At 36.6% G+C, this 14254-nt stretch carries 12 protein-coding genes; 6 read left to right on the top strand and 6 right to left on the bottom strand.

Annotation, left to right across the window (positions count from 1 at the left end):
- Positions 1 to 416: 416 nt before the first annotated feature.
- The 3 genes from DOK78_RS14500 to DOK78_RS14510 are packed head-to-tail and all read right to left on the bottom strand — an operon-like array spanning position 417 to position 1820.
- Positions 417 to 1130, bottom strand: a complete 714-nt coding sequence (locus tag DOK78_RS14500; RefSeq protein WP_339076296.1) for a hypothetical protein — start codon at positions 1128 to 1130, stop codon at positions 417 to 419.
- 27 nt (positions 1131 to 1157) lie between these two features.
- On the bottom strand, positions 1158 to 1424 hold the full coding sequence (locus DOK78_RS14505) for a hypothetical protein (RefSeq protein ID WP_339076297.1): 267 nt from the start codon (positions 1422 to 1424) through the stop codon (positions 1158 to 1160).
- A 48-nt stretch (positions 1425 to 1472) separates the two neighbouring features.
- On the bottom strand, positions 1473 to 1820 hold the full coding sequence (locus DOK78_RS14510; protein WP_339076298.1) for a hypothetical protein: 348 nt from the start codon (positions 1818 to 1820) through the stop codon (positions 1473 to 1475).
- 337 nt (positions 1821 to 2157) lie between these two features.
- Here DOK78_RS14510 and DOK78_RS14515 point away from each other — a divergent pair, with 337 nt between their 5' ends.
- From DOK78_RS14515 to DOK78_RS14525, 3 genes are read left to right on the top strand one after another with little or no spacing between them, the layout of a single operon-like run.
- Complete coding sequence (locus DOK78_RS14515) at positions 2158 to 4035, top strand: beta-N-acetylhexosaminidase (RefSeq protein ID WP_207941595.1); 1878 nt, start codon at positions 2158 to 2160, stop codon at positions 4033 to 4035.
- 11 nt (positions 4036 to 4046) lie between these two features.
- Positions 4047 to 4526 (top strand): hypothetical protein, encoded by a 480-nt coding sequence (locus DOK78_RS14520; RefSeq protein ID WP_207941594.1) that lies wholly within the window; start codon positions 4047 to 4049, stop codon positions 4524 to 4526.
- A 9-nt stretch (positions 4527 to 4535) separates the two neighbouring features.
- Positions 4536 to 5834, top strand: coding sequence for an alpha-L-fucosidase (locus DOK78_RS14525; RefSeq protein ID WP_207941593.1), 1299 nt, complete (start codon positions 4536 to 4538; stop codon positions 5832 to 5834).
- Between the two features lie 58 nt (positions 5835 to 5892).
- On the opposite strand, the gene DOK78_RS14530 is transcribed toward DOK78_RS14525, so the two are convergent.
- A complete protein-coding gene (locus tag DOK78_RS14530; RefSeq protein WP_207941592.1) occupies positions 5893 to 6435 on the bottom strand; it encodes a biotin transporter BioY in 543 nt (180 codons plus the stop codon).
- A gap of 67 nt (positions 6436 to 6502) precedes the next feature.
- On the opposite strand from DOK78_RS14530, the gene DOK78_RS14535 reads away from it, so the two are divergent.
- Positions 6503 to 6808 (top strand): CHY zinc finger protein, encoded by a 306-nt coding sequence (locus DOK78_RS14535; protein WP_207941591.1) that lies wholly within the window; start codon positions 6503 to 6505, stop codon positions 6806 to 6808.
- Positions 6809 to 6861: 53 nt separating this feature from the next.
- Here the strand turns inward: DOK78_RS14535 and DOK78_RS14540 are convergent, their stop codons facing one another.
- Both DOK78_RS14540 and DOK78_RS14545 read right to left on the bottom strand, forming a co-directional pair.
- Positions 6862 to 9537, bottom strand: a complete 2676-nt coding sequence (locus tag DOK78_RS14540; RefSeq protein ID WP_207941590.1) for an alpha-mannosidase — start codon at positions 9535 to 9537, stop codon at positions 6862 to 6864.
- Positions 9538 to 9547: 10 nt separating this feature from the next.
- The gene (locus tag DOK78_RS14545; RefSeq protein WP_207941589.1) at positions 9548 to 10840 is read right to left on the bottom strand and encodes a glycoside hydrolase family 125 protein; all 1293 of its coding nucleotides are present in this window, start codon (positions 10838 to 10840) and stop codon (positions 9548 to 9550) included.
- A gap of 154 nt (positions 10841 to 10994) precedes the next feature.
- Here DOK78_RS14545 and DOK78_RS14550 point away from each other — a divergent pair, with 154 nt between their 5' ends.
- Positions 10995 to 12041 carry a GntR family transcriptional regulator gene (locus DOK78_RS14550; protein ID WP_207941588.1) on the top strand — a complete coding sequence of 349 codons (1047 nt, stop codon included), beginning with the start codon at positions 10995 to 10997 and terminating at the stop codon, positions 12039 to 12041.
- An 18-nt stretch (positions 12042 to 12059) separates the two neighbouring features.
- Positions 12060 to 14198, top strand: coding sequence for a GH92 family glycosyl hydrolase (locus DOK78_RS14555; RefSeq protein ID WP_207941587.1), 2139 nt, complete (start codon positions 12060 to 12062; stop codon positions 14196 to 14198).
- Positions 14199 to 14254 lie beyond the last annotated feature (56 nt).

Below are 14254 nucleotides of genomic sequence, written 5' to 3' on the forward strand. Positions count from 1 at the left end.
TTCCCCCTTTTTGAAAAACGTTGCCTGAAAGCACTTTCAGATTACATTGAATAGCAATGGTACTCAATATGTGGTTTTTGACCATAGTCGCAAAACATTGATATACCAACTCTTTTAAAATGATTTTCTCAATATAATGACACTCTTTTTTATTTTTCACATAGTCAAAGATTTCTCTGCTTTGGTTTTATGTCATCGCTTATTACGCTTCCTTTTAATTTCTATTGATCTTTATAAGCACTAATTGAAGTTGTCTAACAGGTTAGCATGCGACTTAATTGTTTCCTAAAGCATTTTGTAGGCATCTGTAACAAGAAAATTATATAACAAGTAACGAACTAAAATGAGGCAATAAAAACGAGACTATGAATATAGCGAATCGTTAGAAAAAGTTATATCATAGTCTCCATTTTTAGTTATTTCTCTGCCCAACGATCATATGCTGTTTGATAGATAGACACGTATTCTTCTACTCCCATACTTTCGATAGTTTTTACATATTTATCCCAGTTAGATAAAGGCTCGACTCCTGTAATAAATTTCGCTTCCATTTGTTCGACATACGTTTTCAAATCTGTTTCTGAATCACGTGTTTTGTCGTTTTCTTCTTTTGTTAGATATAATAATGGATACGTTACTTTCGCATAGGGTGTCATTTTTGCTTGGGTTTCTGAATCAAGGAACTTAATGAAATCACGATTAGGTTTATCATTAGAGTCGTTGAGAATCATCATATCTGGTGTTTCAGGATACCCCACAATCAGTACAGTAATACCGTAGTTTGGTGTAATTTTAAAACGTTCACCTTCTGTATCTTCTTTATCAATGCCTTCTGTGTAGATACGAACTTGTTCTCCTTCATCATTTTCGGCATATTCCCACAAGGCATCTTCAGAACCTTTACTTAATAAAACTAATCCTTCTTTACTATAGAAGTAATCTACCCAACCTTCTGGAGATGGGCAATTTTTGGTAATACCAAATGTCTCACGTGCCATACGTGGACTACCTGGTACAACAGCTTCTGGTGAAATATCTGAAGTTAATGGTTGGAACAATGGATCATCCATCGCATCTTTTTCAGATTTTCCAGTAGTGAAATACGAGAACCCATCTGGGAATAAGCCCACTTGATTATTTTGCCCTTTGGCTTGTTTTTATTCTTCTGCTTGACCATATACTTCAGGGTCAATTAGTTTTTCAGAATATAATTTATTCATAAATGTAACGTATTCTTTGTAGTTTTCAGTCATCGGTGTATAAACAACTTTGCCATTAATTTCTTCAATCCCTCGATCTGTAATCCCAAATGCACTCATCAACCATGGACGAGAATTATCCATTTTAACGTCTGTCAATAGAATTTCATCTTTTTTCCCATTGCCGTTAGGATCTTCATCTAAGATTTTTTTCAGATTGGGCATATTCTCATCAATTAACTCTTCTAATGGTAGTAAAATTCCTTGTGAACCCTAATCCATTTCCATCGCTGGTGTTAATGAATTTTGATCGGTACCAAATAAAACATCAGATAAATCATTCCCCGCAAAGGCTAAATTTAGCTTTGTACTAAAATCAGCTGTAGGTGATGTATTAAATGAAAATTCGATATTCGTTAATTTTTCCATTTTATGGAAAAACGGCATATCTTTCCATTCGGCAGCACCCCTGTTCAGTTCCATCACGGTCATTTGATTCTTTTCTTCTGTAACTAGAAATTCGCTAACTTCGCCTAATTTAACCTCACTTTTGGCAGTTTCGGCTTCATTATTTCCTCCGCAGGCTGTTAAAAATACACCACACGGAAGCAAAGCAACCAAGCTTTTTGTTCGATTTCTTTTCCCTCTTTATTAGAACTTCCTTTAAAAAAACACTTATAACGCTAACGTGGATAGCAATGGTACTCAATGTGTAGTTTTTGACCTTTGGCGAAAAAACGTTGATTTATCAACGTTTCTATCACTGTTTTTATGTAGATAAAACCTGCTCATGTCAGATGAGAAAACTCAAACGAATTCTGTTTAAACGTTCTTTTTTTCCTAAAGACAAATAGTTAGCTATGTAAAATTTGATTCTACTATGTAAAATTGTCTCTTCCATAGAAAATACTTTTTGTTTTAAGTATACTATTAGAAGAAGTATGAAAGGAGCACTAAAATGAAAGCGGTATATTTCACAGGCGATGTTTCTTCTGTAGAACGCGGATTATCTCTTCTACAAAATAAACTACACTTTCGTCTTGATCGTTCACAAACACCCATTCAACTTATTCACCGAAAAGGACCTCTTACAGTAGAAAAAAAAGCAAACGACATCACTATCTCATTTGCAGAAGCAACCCACTGTTTTAGAGGCCTAAATTTATTATTTGCTCATTGGGAAAAAACAAATTTTTCATTTAAAGAATATCCTCAGTTTGAAGCAATTGGTCCCATGGTTGACGCATCGCGAAATGCAGTCCCAACAGTCAAAAAAATTAAAGAACTTTTAGCGACTTGTAGCGTACTTGGTTTAAATCAATTAATGCTTTACATGGAAGATACGTATGAAATTCTAGAGTATCCTTATTTCGGTTATTTCCGTGGACGCTATTCATCGGCGGAATTAAAAGAGATTGATGATTATGGAGATGCATTAGGAATTGAAGTCATTCCAGCTATTCAAGTGTTAGCCCACTTAAAAAATCCATTGAAATGGAATTTTACTCGTGAATTTCGTGATACAGAAGATATTTTACTTGTTGACGAACCAAAAACGTATCAATTTTTAACAAAAGCCATTCAAGCAGTTAGCCAACCTTTTCGAACCAATAAAATTCATATCGGAATGGATGAAGCGCATCAATTAGGCTTAGGACAATTTTTACAAAAGCATGGCTTACAAAATCGCTTTGATTTAATGAATCGGCATTTAGCCAAAGTTTTAGAAATTACAAATTCATTAGGTCTAGAGGTTGAAATGTGGAGCGATATGTATTTCCGCTTAGGCTCGAAAACAGGGGATTATTATGATCCTGATTTTGATATTCCTAAAGAAGTAGTAGCAAGTATTCCTGAGGTTAAAATGGTCTATTGGGACTATTATCATCATCAAGAAGCAGAATATCTACAGTTATTAGCACATCATAAAGAATTAGAGAAACCGATTGTGTTTGCTGGAGGCATTTGGACTTGGAATGGGATTGCACCAAATTATAGCAAAACTATCGCCACGACACATGCGGCACTCTCAGCTTGTAAAAAGCAACAAATCTCCTCAATTTATGCAACACTTTGGGGTGACGATGGTGCCGAAACACCTTTGGACACTGCGTTATACGGCTTACAATTATTCGCAGAACACCAGTTTAATACAACTGTCACGGACGAATTGGTTGCTCTACGCTTTAATGAATTGCAACATGAATCAGCTGATAGCTTTCTCTTACTAGATTGCTTTGACCAAACACCTGGTGTTGCACCAGAAAATCCAGACGGTTCAGCAGTTAGTAAATTAATCTTGTACCAAGATCTCTTACTAGGTTTATATGATAAAACAATCGAAGTTTTTCCTCTAACGGAACATTATCAAAAACTAGCTCAAGAATTAGCTCAATGTGAAACGTCAGATAATACGGTCGCTTTATTTGTCTATTATCAATTAGTTGCTGAAGTTTTAGCTAGCAAAACTTCTCTAGGAAAGCAACTACAAGAAGCTTATCTAACGCAAGACAAAACTTCTGGACAACAACTGCTCTTACAAGTTGAGCAACTACAATTATTAATCGATAAATTGCGTAAACGACATCGTCAACTATGGTTTGCCAATAACAAACCTTTTGGCTGGGAAATATTGGACATTCGTTATGGAGGAATACTTTCACGTTTAGAAACAACTCATTGGCGACTCACACAATGGATTGAACAGGATGAACCGCTTGAAGAATTAGCAGAAACACGTTTACCATTTGACGGACCCTATCCTATGCCAGAAGGAATTATCGGTCGAAACTTATATCACGGCATCGTCAGCCCTAGCAAATTATCAGATGTTTAAGGAGGGAATCGATGAAAAACAAATTATTTTTAGGCATGATTAGCCTTTTAGCAATCGTTATTGTATTTAGTGTATTGACTAACCGAACCAACGATACCGTGACAACCAACACAGACATTGAAATTGAAGGAAAAATTTCGAATCAAGAGGATGCTCTTGCAGCCTTTGAAACGTTGGAAACCAATTTACAAGCTACCAATAACGAAGATGTGGACTTATATGTCACCACATTGGTTGCAAATGCAAGAGAAGATACAAAAAAAGAAATGCAAGCTTTTTTCGATGAATACGATTTAGAAAACACCTTACTTTCTTTTAAAGTGTTAAAACAAGAAGAAAACCGCATGTTAGTTGAAACCCAGCAAAAAACAGTGAATAAAGGAAAAAATGACTATCGCGATCATATTGCAGAAGCTCATCATACCTTTGTCAAAGAAAATGGCAGATGGGTGATTGAAGAAACCAATATGACCAATACACATTTTATTTAAGGAGACGTAATGAAAAAATATATTAATTGGCCAGAAAGCTATCCAGATACCACATGGTTTACCAATGCTCGTTTTGGGGCATTCATTCATTTTGGCTTATACACGCTTGGTGCCCGTCATGAATGGTTTATGACAACTGAACAAGTTACCCCTGAAAACTATCGCAAATATTTTGAACATTTTGATCCTGATTTGTTTGATGCCAATCAATGGGCACAAGAAATTAAAGCTACCGGTGCCGAATATGTCGTTTTTACAACAAAACACCATGAAGGCTTTGCTTTTTGGGATACCAAACAATCCGATTATAAAATTACCAACACGCCCTTTGGTAGAGATTTATTAGCCGAACTGTTACCAGCATTTCGCAAAGTAGGGTTAAAAATCGGATTATATCATTCATTAATTGACTGGTATCATCCAGAATTTCCAATTGATGGCTTACACCCTTGTCGTGACGAGGAAAACTATCGTGCAACTAACGACCAGCGTGATTTAAAGAAATACCAAGATTTCTTAGCTGCCCAAGTTACTGAACTGTTAACTGAATATGGGAAAATTGACTATATGTGGTTTGATTTTTCTTATGCGCATCGAGATTGGGGCTGGTCTGTCGGTAAAGGTGCTGCAGACTGGGATGCCTTACGTTTAGAAAAAATTTGTCGTACTTTGCAGCCAGAAATGTTGATTAATGACCGTTTTGCTTTAGGTCATGGGATTACCACTCCGGAGCAATACCAACCAGATAAACCATTATATAAAGATGGGTTACCTGTTTTGTGGGAGGCTTGCCAAACAATGAATGGTACTTGGGGCTACGATCGTGACAATCAACAATGGAAATCTTCCGAACAAATTCTGCAAATGTTGATTGATACGGTAGCTAAAGGTGGAAATTTCTTAATGAATACTGGACCAAATGGCCGTGGATTAATTGATAAACAATCCAAAGAACGCTTCTCTGATTTAAGTAAGTGGTTTTATCTACACAATCGTTCAATTAAAAATTGTGGTCCAAGTGAATTCGTGCCACCTATTGACTGTCGCTACACTCAAAATGGCAATCGACTCTATTTGCATATTTTCTCTTGGCCATATTTCCACATTCATTTAAAAGATTTAGCAGGAAAAATTCGTTATGCACAATTTTTAAATGATGGTTCTGAAGTTTTCTATCGTGGTTTCGATCCCGAAGAAGTTATCACAACGACGGAAACAATTATCGAACCCCACGACATTGTCTTACAATTACCAACTAAACGACCAGATTCTTTGGTTCCAGTTATTGAAATCTTTTTAAATGATTAAAACAAAAGCACACAGAAAAATTTTTCTGAGTGCTTTTTCTATGCGTGTATTCAATCGATTATCGTTCTGTACGATTCATTATTTTTAACAATCGTTCGGCAATAATTATAACCAAAATTACTTTTAATGTATCCCCTGGAATGAAAACTAAATTTGAGACAATAGACGCTGATAACGACATACCAGTAACTATAGATAAACCGATAGACCCTAATAAATCCACCAGTAATACTCCTGGAATAGCTACAATTAAAAACTTAATTCCCCAATTTTTCGTTTCCATAAACTTACTTCTACCTAATCCGATTAGAATAGCTGAAACAAACCAGCCGATTAAATACCCTACTGTAGGACCTAGAAAAACGGAAAACCCTCCAGAACCTCCTGTCAAAAATGGCATCCCCATAGCTACTAAAGTTAAGAATAACGCAATGGCTAATCCGCCTTTTTTCGCACCTAAAACAATACCAGCTAACATCACACCTAAATTTTGCAAAACAATTGGGACTGGAATAAAGCCTAATGGAATCGGTGGAATCATTCCTAATACTATAATAATGGCTATCATCATAGCAATCATAGAAATATCTTTTGTTTTCATAAAAAACTCCTTTCTTTTTGTTAACCAATTATATTATAATGGTTAACAAAAAGAAAGAGGTTTTTTTATGATTATTTATGGAATAGACATTGATGGTAATGGTAGATGCCTCCATTACCATCAAGAACATGATATTGTAGGTTTAAAATGCAATAAATGTAAAAAATATTATGCTTGTTATCAATGTCATAACGCTTGCGAAGCACATACTTTTGAACCTATTGCTGTTTCTGATGCTGCTCCGGTTATCTGCGGACATTGTCACACAACATTGACTTTCTTCCAATATAAAAAAGGGGCTTGTCCTTATTGTCAGGCTAAGTTTAATCCTAATTGTCAACTACATGAAACGATTTATTTCTCGAAAGACTGATTGTACAAAAAAAGAACGCAATCTCCTCTTCATGGAGTTTGCGCTCAATTTTTTTAGTTTATCAAACCAATCGTACGAATTTCATACGGCTGAATTTCTGAGGTGTAGATTTCTTCTGTTAGCTCTTCCAATAAATTTAAGACTACTGGTTTGCTCTCAGCTTTCTCAATGGTTAAAGCTTTGGCTTCATCCGCCATGTTGTATCCTCTTAAAATTAACGCTTGGTCAGCTTTTCGGCGTTTCAAGGCAGTTGGAACAAACGTTTCACTTTCAACAGTTACATATTGATAAGTTGCTGGGTATTGACCTGCTTGTACAGCGACTTGGGCAACTGTAAATGGAACTTGGGCAGTGTACGCATGTTTGTAGGTATCGTAGCGTGTCTCTGGTGTTCCATGAACTTCGACACTGTAATTAAACGTGTGCTCCCCTAAACATTGTGCTTCTGGTGTTGGGAAATAGCCCCAGTCACCTAATTCACGAACACAACGTAATAAAGTAACCGCAATCGTATCGTCCACAATCTCGTATTCATTCAATCCAAAGTTTCCAACAGTCACTCCGCGTGTCTCATCATGTAAATTAGCAAATGCATGTTGATGTTGGGGATTCGTTGGATTTTCCCAACTTGCTGAAACTTGATTTGGACGTTCCACAACTTCATAAATACTATCTGCTTCGTGGGTTTCTACTTGTAAACCAGTTGGGAACAATGCACGTAAACGATGATCTTTCATTTGATTGTTTAAATGTGTTTCAAAATCAACTTTTTTACTGTCTTTGCTAACTGTCACAAATGTTTCAATCGTTAATGGTGCGGTTTCTTTAGAACGACCCGCTTTGCGTCCAGTAAAACCAATCACCATTTGTTGTTCAATATCCAATAATTCATCTGCAGAAACTGGAATATCTAAGACATGTGTCAATTTGATGACTGCTTTTTCAGCATGGGTTTCAACAATTTCTAACTCCGCTACCACATTGCTAGATAAAATTGCTTGATCATTTTTTGGTTGCATAAAAATATATTCATTGGCAATATCACCGACATTTTCAAAGATTAACAAATTATCGACAGTATGATTGGTTGCTTTATCTGTAATTGCTAGCGTACCATTTTCAGCAATTTCTACTTTAATTTGTGTATTTTCGATTACTCGCCCATCTTCATTCGCTAATTTTTCAGAAGAATTAGCTTCTGCGCCGGCTACTAAAGCAAAGGTTTCCCATGAATAAGCTGGTAAGTCTTTAACAGCAACTTTTACTGTTACATAGCGTTTCATATAAGGAATACGGAAACCATCTTTTGGTAAATCATAATCAAAACGAACATTTACTTCAGAAACAATAGCAGAAACTGTTTGACCTTGTTCATCTACTACGTGATACTCGCCTTTCGGCATTTCATCTAATGCGCGATATAGTTGTTCTGGATAACCTTGTGCAAATGTTTTTCGTTCCAATTCGATTTCGATTTCAGCTTCGCCACTCTTAGCTAAACCATTCGTATTAAAGACAACAAATGGGAAACTATCTTTGGCAAAAGTTTCAGTATTAATTTCAGCTGTAATCGCATTTACGGCTTCTTCTGCCACGTATTTTCCTACTTCATTGGCTTTTTCGAAACGTGGTACCATTTCACGATGAACTTCATCGACTGAACAACCACAAATGCTGTCGTGTGGATGGTTTTGCATCAATGTTTTCCAAGCGTAGTCTAATTGGTCATGTGGATAATTGCCCGTAATTTCATACGCCATACTTGCCAATGGTTCAGCAATATTTTCTAATTGACGTTGAACACGGGTATTCCACTGTTTCAAGTAAACACGAGCCGAAGCTGTATTGGCTAATGTATACCAACCGTCTGTTTCTTGACTAGTTAATTCACCTTCTACAGAACCTAAATCTTCAGGCAAATCTTTTTGGACTGCTTCTAAATAATCGGTGAAGTTTGAATGAATAAATTCATACTCTGGATATAGTTCATTCGCTAGCGCAATTGCTTTCGTAATATCTTTTTGGACTGGTTGATGGTCACAGCCGTTCATCATTAATAAATGATCGGTTGAAGCAAATTTTTCTGTGTCTTCTAATTTACGATCCCAAAAACGAATGGCTGCTTCTTTTTCAGAAGGAATTTCATTCCCGTTACTGTACCAGTTCGCAAATAACAAGCCAAAGATTTCTGATTGATCTGGACCTTTCCACCACATTTCAGAATATTGAGAGGTGTAACTTTCAGATTCTAACACTTGGTTATCAAAGCCGATTGGTTTCACACCACGACCAAAGGCTGCAGCTTCAAAACCAGCTTTTTGCATTAATTGAGGTGCTTGCCCCATATTTCCAAAAGTATCTGGGAAGTAGCCTAGTTTGACAGGTGTCCCCCATTTACGACTTTCTTCCATTCCAATCAACATGTTACGAACGTTTGATTCAGAACTAATTAAAAAGTCATCTTGTAAAATATAAAATGGTCCAATTCGCAATTTACCATCGTCTATCGCTTTTTGAACAGCAGCACGTTTTTCTGGACGCACTTGCAAATAATCATCCAAAATGATTGTTTGTCCATCTAAATGGAAGCTATTAAAATCTGGATCAGTTTCAAAAATTTCTAACAAATCATCCATCAATTCAACTAATAACATATGGTGTTTCTCATACGCCACATACCACTCACGGTCCCAGTGACTATGGGAAATAATATAAACTTTTTTCTTCATTTATTTTCTCCTATTTTTCTACTTGAATATCAAAGTAATCCATGACTAACTCACAAAACATCATGTTGGCCCAAGAGAACCATTCACGTGTATATTGCGTTGGATCATCTACGTCAAATCCTTCATGCATTAAATTAGTCCCAGCATCTGTTGCGACTAATTGGTTTAAAATGCGTTCTTTTTCCGCTTTATCGTCCGTCGTCATTCCTTCCATTGCCATAGCAATTGGCCAGATGTAATTTTCTGGTGTATGCGATGAACCTATTCCTTTTGCATATTTGCCTTCATAGAAATATGGATTTTCTTTGCTTAACAATGTTTTTCTTGTACGTAGATAACGTTCATCTTTCATTGAACCATATCCTAGGTAAGGCGCTGAAATTAGGTTAGGCACATTACTATCATCCATAATTGAGGCATTCCCTAAACCATCTACTTCATAGGCATAAATATCTTCATCTGCAGCGTTTTGTGTACGGCCATGCGCTTCAATCCCCTCTTGAATTTCCTCACGCAACGTTTTAGCTTTTTCAACAATCGCTGTATCTTCTAAGACACTGCTAAAGATTTCTTCTAAATAACCTAAGATAACTACCGCAAACATATTGGATGGTACTAAATAACCACCGCCTGCACACGCATCATCGCTTGGTCGGAAGCCAGACCATGTCATTCCAGTTGGCGCAACCGTTACACCTTTCCCATCGTTAATCAAGGTATCTTCTTTACGCCAAGTATCACGAACAAAATTATAAGGTGAGTGATTGTGATCTTGTTCTACTTCAAATACTTCTAAAATCTTTTTCACACCATTTACAAAATCTTCATTGAATTGATCGGTACGGCCAGTATTTTTATATAGTAGATACGCTAGTTGAACAGGATAACACAATGAATCGATTTCATATTTACGTTCCCAAATCCAGTCATTCATTTCAGTGTGATCGTCTTGATGCCCTGCACCATTAGCCTCTTCATTAAAGGCATTCGCATACGGATCGATATTGATATAGAAAAATTGTTTTTTCACCAATCCACTAATCATCGCTGCTAAATCTTCGTCTTCTTTTGCTACTACTAAATATGGACGAACTTGCGCCGTTGAATCTCGTAGCCACATTGCAGGGATATCTCCTGTCAATAAGAACGTTGTGCCATCCTCATGGCGTTTTACTGTAGTTAATAACGTATTGGCGAAAGCAGCATTAAAGTTTGTTGCCCAATCTTGATGCTCTTCTCCACATTTTTCTGTAATTTTATCCATAAACACTTGCACCGAATTTGGTATATCTTTATAAGCCATTTATTGTCATCCTCCAACAATTTGATATATTTTATATCTTGATTATACTATAAAAAACAAAAATGTCTACGCTTTCTTTCATAAAATGATTTATTTTTTTAACTTTTTATGTTATTATCTAAATATGATATATCATTTAAAAGAGGAGGATTTTATGAAAGAGCCGTTATATAAAACAATATTAAATGATTTGAAAAAACAAATTTTTTCTGGTCAGTTACCGCTCAATAGTCAACTCCCAACTGAAAAGGAATTGTCTGAACAATACCACGTCAGTCGGATTACCTCTAAACGTGCGTTAACCGAACTAGAACAAGCCGGATTAATCTATCGTGTACGAGGGAAAGGAAGCTTTGTGAAAGAAACGCCACCACAAGTCACCCAGCGTGTATCAACCAAAGCAACCCGTATTTTGTTTCTTTTACCTTTTTTGCATGATTTATCTTTAGGAAATTTTACAGACGGCTTATTGCCGATCATGCAAGACCAACAAATTGAAGTCGCTATGGGAACTTTAGAGGTGTTTTCTCAAAAAAATGCCACTGAACTAATGCAAGAATATGATGGTTTGATTTATTATGCTGAAAATACGGATCAATATTTAGATACGTTAGTAGAATTAGCTCTCAAAGCATTCCCTGTCATTTCTTTAGATAAAAAGAATTTCGAACTAAATTTTCCGACAATTTTATCTGATAACATGGCAGGAGGACAGCTAGCTACCCAATCGTTAATTGAGGACGGACATACTCGAATTGCCTATTTATTTGGACGTTCCTTGCATCCACAATCGGTACGAAATCGTTATATTGGCTATTTAAAAGCATTACATGGCGCAAACTTAACATTCCATACGTCTTCTATTGATATTACTGCGACTAACGAACATCTATTAACTTATGTAATCGACAATCAAGTAACGGCGCTTGTTTGCGAAAATGACTTAGTAGCAATCGAAGCGATGCGTACGCTAAAACAAGCAGGATACGCTATTCCCACTGATTTTTCAATTATTGGCTTTGATGACATCCAAGCATCGCAATTTGTGGAACCACCTTTGACAACCATCGCCCAGGATTTCAAACAAATTGGTGAAATTGCTGGTAAAACGTTAATCGAATGGATCGAAAACAATCAAGTTCCCACAGATATTAAAGTTCCCGTTACTTTCGTTCAACGTCAATCAACCAAACAAATTTAATGTGATAAAGGAGAAATTATGCTTACTCAAACAATCGACACACGTCATGGTACTGCTAATCAATATAGTTTTTCAAATGGAAATTGTCTTCCTTATACGGGCGTTCCATTTGGGATGAACTATTTTGCCCCACAGACAACCGACCAAAAGGGAAGTTGGTGGTTTCATCCTGAAGACCACACCTTCCAAGGATACCGCCTAACCCATCAGCCTAGTCCATGGATGGGTGATTTTAGTCACTTGCTTTTCACGCCAGTCAGTGGCAAGTTTACAGAACGATCATTGTTTCATACACAAAGCTCTTACCGACCAGCAGAAAGTATTTTTCGTCCCACCCATCTATCGATTAAGCAATTACGTTATGGTATTCAATCGACTATCATTCCAAGTATGTATGGTGGCGTATTAACAATGAATTACCAACAAAATGAGAACGGTTTATTAGTCACACTCCCTGGACGTTATCGTTATGAAGTGCTGGATAACCAGACTGTCGCACTTGAAGTCATTAACTTTTCTGGATGTGAAGATTCTGATTTCACCATTTATCTTGTTTTACACTTGGAGCATCCTTTTAGCACAGAACATACACAGGAACAAGGCGAAGATGGTACGTTGCTACTATCATTTACTAATCAACAGCAAGTCGTGCGTTTTGGGACCTCATTTATTAGTCAAAAACAAGCACAACTAAATTTAGCACGTGAACAAGCGCTACAACCAAATGACTATCTTGAACAAAGTCAAAATACTTGGCAAGACCTATTGCAGCGTATTGAAATCGAGCATCATGATGCCGAACAAGTTGCCACGTTTTATCATAATTTTTATCGAACATTTTTATTTCCACAAACTTTTTATGAGCGTGACGAAAATAATCAAGCCATTCATTACGATACATTAAGTAAACAAGTCCGTTCAGGGGTTCTTTATACCAATAACGGCTTTTGGGATACGTATAAAACAGTTTATCCTTTGTATTCATTAATTGCTCAAGAAAAATATGAAGAAATGCTGGAAGGTTTTTTAAATAGTTATAATGAAACCGGCTTTTTACCTAAGTGGCTGTCACCAGACGAACGTGGGTTAATGCCTGGAACGTTAATTGATGCGGTGATTGCGGATGCTGCTGTAAAACAAATCCGGACTGATTTAATGCCAGAATTTCTGACGGCCATGAAAAAAGCAGCAACCATTCAAAGCGAAAATCCTAATTATGGACGACAAGGGACGACAGACTATTTAAAATACGGTTATGTCCCAAGTGACTATCATGAATCCGTTAACCATACCTTAGATTATGCCTACAGTGATTTTTGTATTAGTCAAGTTTCCCAAACACTGGGAGCGACAGAAGATGCAGCCTATTATCAAAAACAAGCACACAATTATCAACATATTTTTGACGCAGAAACAGGATTCATGCGAGCAAAAGACAAACAAGGCGTCTTTCGTGAAAACTTTTTAGATATTCGTTGGGGAAAAGATTATGCAGAAGGCAGTTCATGGCAAAGTAGTTTTGCTGTTTACCAAGATTTTGCTGGCTTGATTCAACAATTTGGTAGCAAAGAAGTCTTTGAAGAAAAATTAGTTCGCTTATGTAACCAAGCACCCACGTTCAATGTGGAAGGCTATGGTTTTGAAATCCATGAAATGAGTGAAATGGCAGCTGTGGAATTCGGACAATTAGCGATTTCCAATCAGCCAAGTTTCCATTACCCATTTTTATTTAGCTATATTGGTAAACCTGAAATGGCACAACCGCTTATTAAACAACTATTAACACAAACATTTAATACAAGTCCGAGTGGGTATCCAGGTGATGAAGACAATGGTAGTATGGCAGGTTGGTATATCTTTAACAGTTTAGGGTTTTATCCGGTGACTCCAGGATCTGGTGAATACGTTTTAGGCATGCCTTTATTTGACAAAGCTACCATACATTTATCAAGTGGCACTAGCTTAACAATCGAAAGTAGTCCAAATTATCCACAACAACAATTTCTACATCAAGTATTGCGTAATGGCCAAGAATACAACAAACTGTTCTACTCTCACGCTGATTTGATGAACGGGGGAACTATTTTTAATCAATTAGGCATTGTCCCGAATGCTAGAAAGTATCAAATAGATGATTATCCTTTTTCATTAAGTTAAAAAGCGATTAGCATCCATAAAAGCAAAAAAATATCCGAACAAAATAGCCGACAATG

This window comes from Enterococcus sp. DIV2402 (assembly GCF_017426705.2).
Taxonomy (GTDB): Bacteria; Bacillota; Bacilli; order Lactobacillales; family Enterococcaceae; genus Enterococcus_F; species Enterococcus_F lowellii.

Coding starts and splice junctions, on each gene's coding strand:
- DOK78_RS14505 (WP_339076297.1), bottom strand. CDS start 1,424: ATGCCCAATCTGAAAAAAATCTTAGATGAAGATCCTAACGGCAATGGG.
- DOK78_RS14515 (WP_207941595.1), top strand. CDS start 2,158: ATGAAAGCGGTATATTTCACAGGCGATGTTTCTTCTGTAGAACGCGGA.
- DOK78_RS14520 (WP_207941594.1), top strand. CDS start 4,047: ATGAAAAACAAATTATTTTTAGGCATGATTAGCCTTTTAGCAATCGTT.
- DOK78_RS14525 (WP_207941593.1), top strand. CDS start 4,536: ATGAAAAAATATATTAATTGGCCAGAAAGCTATCCAGATACCACATGG.
- DOK78_RS14530 (WP_207941592.1), bottom strand. CDS start 6,435: ATGAAAACAAAAGATATTTCTATGATTGCTATGATGATAGCCATTATT.
- DOK78_RS14535 (WP_207941591.1), top strand. CDS start 6,503: ATGATTATTTATGGAATAGACATTGATGGTAATGGTAGATGCCTCCAT.
- DOK78_RS14540 (WP_207941590.1), bottom strand. CDS start 9,537: ATGAAGAAAAAAGTTTATATTATTTCCCATAGTCACTGGGACCGTGAG.
- DOK78_RS14545 (WP_207941589.1), bottom strand. CDS start 10,840: ATGGCTTATAAAGATATACCAAATTCGGTGCAAGTGTTTATGGATAAA.
- DOK78_RS14550 (WP_207941588.1), top strand. CDS start 10,995: ATGAAAGAGCCGTTATATAAAACAATATTAAATGATTTGAAAAAACAA.
- DOK78_RS14555 (WP_207941587.1), top strand. CDS start 12,060: ATGCTTACTCAAACAATCGACACACGTCATGGTACTGCTAATCAATAT.